This window comes from Myxococcus sp. AB025B (assembly GCF_006518215.1).
Lineage (GTDB): Bacteria > Myxococcota > Myxococcia > Myxococcales > Myxococcaceae > Myxococcus > Myxococcus fulvus.
In genome coordinates, this window is record NZ_SRLW01000472.1 from 1 (window position 1) to 5,148 (window position 5,148).

Below are 5,148 nucleotides of genomic sequence, written 5' to 3' on the forward strand. Positions count from 1 at the left end.
GGGGCGGGAGGCACGCAGCGGCTGACGCGCGCGGTGGGGAAGTTCAAGGCGATGAAGCTGCTGCTCACCGGCGAGCCGATGACGGCGCGAGAAGCGGAGGCCATGGGCCTGGTCACCGAGGTGGTCCCCGACGCGGAGGTGTTGGAGCGGGCGCTCACCCTCGCGCGGAAGGTGGCGCACATGCCGCCCCTGGCCGTGCGGCAGATCAAGGAGGTGGTGCTCGCGGGACAGGACGCGTCCCTCACGGAGGCGCTGCTCCTGGAGCGCAAGGCCTTCCAGCTCCTCTTCGCCACGCGCGACCAGAAGGAGGGCATGCGAGCCTTCCTGGACAAGCGCAAGCCCGCCTTCGAGGGACGCTGACATGGTCGACGTCCAAGCACCCTCGCTCACGTTGGGACTGGTCGGCACGGGCGTCATGGGCCGAGGCATCGCCCAGCTCGCCGCGCAGGCGGGAATCTCCGTCCGCCTGTTCGATGCGCGTCCCCAGGCCGCCGAGGAGGCCCGTGCATCGGTTGCATCGACGCTCGAGATGCTGGTGACGAAGGGCCGCCTGTCGCCCGAGGAGGCGCGCGCGGCGACAGCCCGGCTCGAACCTGTTCCCTACGAAGCGTCCCTCGCGGGCTGTGACGTGGTGGTGGAGGCCATCGTCGAGGACCTCGGTGTGAAGCAGGGGCTGTTCACCCGCCTGGAGGGCATCGTCGGGCCGGAGTGCCTGCTGGCCACGAACACCTCGTCGCTCTCGGTGACCGCCATCGCCTCGGCGTGCGAGCGACCGGGCAGGGTCGGCGGCTTCCACTTCTTCAACCCGGTGCCGTTGATGAAGGTGGTGGAGGTCATCGAGGGGGCGCGCACGGAGCCCTGGGTGGGGGAAACACTCGTGCTGCTCGCGAGGCGGCTGGGGCACCGGCCGGTGCGCGCGGCGGACACCCCGGGCTTCATCGTGAACCACGCGGGGCGCGGCTTCGGCACGGAGGCGCTGCGCATCCTCCAGGAGGGCGTGGCCTCCTTCGAGGTGATTGACCGCGTGCTGCGGGACGCGGCGGGCTTCCGGATGGGACCGTTCGAGCTGCTGGACCTCACGGGGCTGGATGTCTCGCACCCGGTGATGGAGTCCGTGTACGAGCAGTTCTACCAGGAGCCGCGCTTCCGTCCGTCGTACGTGCTGCGTCAGCGGCTCACGGCGGGGCTGCTCGGGCGCAAGAGCGGGCACGGCTTCTACTCTCACGAGGGGGGACGGCCTCACGCCGTGCCGGAGCCCGCGCTTCCGAAGGGAGAGCAGCGACCGGTGTGGGTGGCCGCCGATGAGCCCGGCTGGCGTGATGCGCTGCTGGCCTTGGTGCGAGCGGCGGGTTGGTTCCCGGATGACGGAGAGCATCCCGCGCCGGAGTCGCTCTGCCTCGTCGCGCCGTTGGGTCGGGACGCGACCACCACGGCGCTCGCGCTGGCGCTGGACCCCGAGCGCACGGTGGCGGTGGATTTGTTGTTCGGTCCGGAGCGCCGACGCACGGTGATGACCACGCCGGTGACGCGGCCCGCGTTCCTGGACTCCGCGCTCGCGCTGCTCGGGGCGGACGGGACGCCGGTGGCGCGCATCCACGACAGCACGGGCTTCATCGCGCAGCGGGTGCTCGCCACCGTGGTGAACATCGCCTGCGACATCGCGCAGCAGCGCATCGCGAGCCCGGAGGACATCGATGCCGCGGTGACGCTCGGGCTGGGGTATCCGCGGGGACCGCTGGCCTGGGGTGATGCGCTCGGTCCGCGACGACTGTTGAAGGTACTGGAGGCCATCCACTCGGCCTCTGGAGACCCGCGCTATCGCGCGAGCCCGTGGTTGTCCCGCCGAGCCTGGCTCGGTGTCTCCCTCCTCACGCCGGAGAGGTGATTCGCATGAGCGCCTATATCTACGATGGGTTGCGCACGCCGTTCGGCCGTCACGCCGGAGCACTGGCTCCCGTTCGCCCCGATGACCTGCTCTCCGGAGTCATCCGCGCGCTGCTCACGCGGGGACCGTTCGAGCTGGGGGACATCGAGGACGTCGTCATCGGCTGTACCAACCAGGCGGGGGAGGACAGCCGCAACGTGGCGCGCCACGCCGCGCTGCTCGCGGGGTTGCCCATCGAGGCAGGCGGCGTGACGGTGAACCGGCTGTGCGGCAGCGGCCTCGCGGCGGTGCTGGACGCGGCGCGCGCGGTCATGACGGGGCAAGGTGAACTCTTCGTCGCCGGTGGCGTGGAGAGCATGAGCCGCGCGCCCTTCGTGCTGCCCAAGGCCGAATCGGCGTTCAGCCGCGACGCGCAGGTGTTCGACACGACGATGGGTGCGCGGTTCCCGAATCCCCGGGTGGTCGCCCGCTTCGGCGGTGACACGATGCCGGAGACGGCGGACAACATCGCGCGCGACCTGGGCATCGGCCGCGCGGCATCGGACCGGTTCGCCCTGGCCTCGCAGCAGAAGTTCGCGACAGCGCAGGCTCGGGGTTTCTTCACGGGCGAGCTGGTCCCCGTGGAGCTGCCGGGGCGCAAGGGGGCGGTCACCACGGTGACGGTCGACGAGCATCCCCGTCCGGACACGACGCTCGACAAGTTATCCACACTCAAGCCGCTGGCCGCGGAGGGCGTCGTCACGGCGGGCAACGCCTCGGGCATCAATGACGGCGCGGCGGCGCTGCTCGTCGGCTCGATTTGTGTCGGCGAGTCCGTGGGGTGCAAGCCGCTGGCGCGCATCGTGTCGGCCGCCATCGCGGGAGTTCCGCCGCGCACCATGGGACTGGGGCCCGTGCCGGCCGCGCGCAAGGCGCTGGAGCGCGCGCAGTTGGCGTTGTCGGACATGGACATCATCGAAATCAACGAGGCCTTCGCCGTGCAGGTGCTCGGCTGCCTCAAGTTGCTGGAGCTGGGCGAGGACGACAGCCGGGTGAACCCGAACGGTGGAGCCATCGCCGTGGGGCATCCGCTGGGCGCGTCGGGGGCGAGACTGGCCCTCACGGCGGCGCGACAGCTCCAGGTCTCCGGTGGGCGCTACGCGCTCGTCAGCATGTGCATCGGGGTGGGACAGGGCATCGCCGCGGTCCTCGAGCGTGTGTGAGTGGCTTCCTCTTCTGACGTTGGGAGAATCGAATGCAGGTCTACGACAAGCTCTACATCCAGGGTGAGTGGGTGGCGTCGCGAGGCGGTGGGCACATCGACGTACTCAGCGCCTCCACCGAGGAGGTGATGGGGCGCGTCCCCGAGGGCACGGCCGAGGACGTGGACCGCGCGGTGCGCGCGGCGCGTGCGGCTTTCGAGACATGGGCAGCGCTGCCCGTCCCGGAGCGGGCGGCGCTCTTGCGGAGGCTCCAGGCGGGGCTGACGGAGCGACAGGATGCGCTCGCGAGGACGATAACGGGCGAGGTGGGCATGCCCCTGGCGCTGTCGAAGGCCATCCAGGTGGGCACGCCCATCACCGTGACGGGGACCTACGTGCAGCTCCTCCAGGAGCACGTCTTCGAGGAGCAGGTGGGCAACTCGCTGGTGGTGCGCGAGCCCGTGGGCGTCGTCGCCTGCATCACGCCGTGGAACTATCCGCTGCATCAGATTGTCGCGAAGGTGGCGCCGGCGCTGGCGGCGGGGTGCACCGTGGTGCTCAAGCCCAGTGAGGTGGCGCCGCTCAACGCGTTCATGCTCGCGGAGATTCTCCACGAGGCGGGGTTGCCGCCTGGGGTCTTCAACCTCGTGTCCGGAACGGGGCCGGTGGTGGGCGAGGCGCTCGTGCGTCACCCCGAGGTGGACATGGTGTCCTTCACGGGCTCGACGCGAGCCGGACGCCGGGTGTCGGAGCTGGCGGCGGCCACGGTGAAGCGCGTGTCGCTGGAGCTGGGCGGCAAGTCCGCGTCCATCATCCTCGCCGACGCAAATCTCAAGAACGCGGTGAAGAGGACGGTGGGCAACTGCTTCCTCAACTCGGGTCAGACGTGTACGGCGCACACGCGCATGTTGGTGCCTCGGGCGCTGCACGATGAGGCGGCGCGCCTCGCCGCGGAGGTGGCCGCGAGCTTCACCGTGGGCGACCCGTTCCAGGGAGAGGCGAAGCTCGGTCCCGTCATCTCCGAGGCGCAGCGTGCGCGCGTGCGTGAGTACATCCAGCAGGGCCTCCGCGAGGGAGCGAAGCTCGTCGCCGGTGGGCCCGAGCAGCCCGAGGGCCTGCCGAAGGGCTACTACGTGAAGCCCACGGTCTTCGCGGGCGTGACGCCGGAGATGTCCATCGCGCGGGAGGAGATCTTCGGCCCCGTGCTCGCCATCCTGCCGTACGACGACGAGGACGATGCGGTCCGCATCGCGAACAGCACCATCTACGGCCTGGCCGGAGGAGTCTGGTCGGAGGACGTGGAGCACGCGAAGCGAATCGCGCGCCGGATGCGCACCGGACAGGTCGACATCAACGGCGGACGCTTCAACCCGCTGGCTCCGTTCGGTGGGTATCGACAGTCCGGGAACGGTCGGGAGCTCGGCCGCTACGGGCTGGAGGAGTTCCAGGAACTCAAGGCGATGCAGCTCTGACGCAGACCTCCCTCATCCGAGTCAGGAGTCCCCATGAAGGCAGCGGTGTGTTTCGAGAAGGACGTGCTGACCGTCACCGACGTGAGCTTCGAGCCGCCGCAGGCGCGCGAGGTGCTCGTCCGCATGGTGGCCTGTGGTGTCTGTCACACGGACCTGTCGGTGGTGAACGGCACGGTGAAGATGAAGCTACCCTGTGTGCTGGGGCACGAGGGCGCGGGCATCGTCGAGGAAGTAGGGGAGGAGGTCACCCATCTGCGAAAGGGGGACAAGGTCGTCCTCTCGTGGGTGGCGCAGTGTGGCGAGTGCTACTTCTGTCGCATCCAACGGCCGAACCTGTGCGAGCTCGGCGAGCGCATCAACGCGGGCAACCGGATGCCGGACGGGAGCACGCGGCTGCGCAAGGACTCGCGGGAGCTGAACGTGTTCTCCGCGCTGGGCGCGCTGTCAGAGTACGCGGTGGTGCCGGCGCGGGCGGCGGTGAAGCTCCCCGAGGACGCGCCGCTCGACAAGGCGGCGCTGGTGGGCTGCGCGGTGACGACGGGCGTGGGGGCGGTGTTCAACACGGCGCAGATGCCGCCAGGGGCGACGGTGGCGGTGTTCGGGACGGGCG

The 5,148-nt window shown here is 70.2% G+C and carries 5 protein-coding genes; all 5 read left to right on the forward strand.

Annotated elements, in window-relative coordinates:
• Window positions 1-360, forward strand: a 360-nt coding sequence (locus FL311_RS41000; RefSeq protein WP_228557419.1) for an enoyl-CoA hydratase-related protein, incomplete at its 5' end; no start/stop codon positions are given.
• A gap of 1 nt (window position 361) precedes the next feature.
• Window positions 362-1,885, forward strand: a complete 1,524-nt coding sequence (locus FL311_RS41005) for a 3-hydroxyacyl-CoA dehydrogenase (protein ID WP_141333062.1) — start codon at window positions 362-364, stop codon at window positions 1,883-1,885.
• Window positions 1,886-1,890: 5 nt separating this feature from the next.
• Complete coding sequence (locus FL311_RS41010; RefSeq protein ID WP_141333063.1) at window positions 1,891-3,087, forward strand: 3-oxoadipyl-CoA thiolase; 1,197 nt, start codon at window positions 1,891-1,893, stop codon at window positions 3,085-3,087.
• A 32-nt stretch (window positions 3,088-3,119) separates the two neighbouring features.
• Window positions 3,120-4,538 carry an aldehyde dehydrogenase family protein gene (locus FL311_RS41015; protein ID WP_141333064.1) on the forward strand — a complete coding sequence of 473 codons (1,419 nt, stop codon included), beginning with the start codon at window positions 3,120-3,122 and terminating at the stop codon, window positions 4,536-4,538.
• A 33-nt stretch (window positions 4,539-4,571) separates the two neighbouring features.
• Window positions 4,572-5,148 (forward strand): alcohol dehydrogenase catalytic domain-containing protein (locus FL311_RS41020; protein ID WP_153882726.1); only part of this gene is annotated, 577 nt, incomplete at its 3' end.

Coding starts and splice junctions, on each gene's coding strand:
- FL311_RS41005 (WP_141333062.1), top strand. CDS start 362: ATGGTCGACGTCCAAGCACCCTCGCTCACGTTGGGACTGGTCGGCACG.
- FL311_RS41010 (WP_141333063.1), top strand. CDS start 1,891: ATGAGCGCCTATATCTACGATGGGTTGCGCACGCCGTTCGGCCGTCAC.
- FL311_RS41015 (WP_141333064.1), top strand. CDS start 3,120: ATGCAGGTCTACGACAAGCTCTACATCCAGGGTGAGTGGGTGGCGTCG.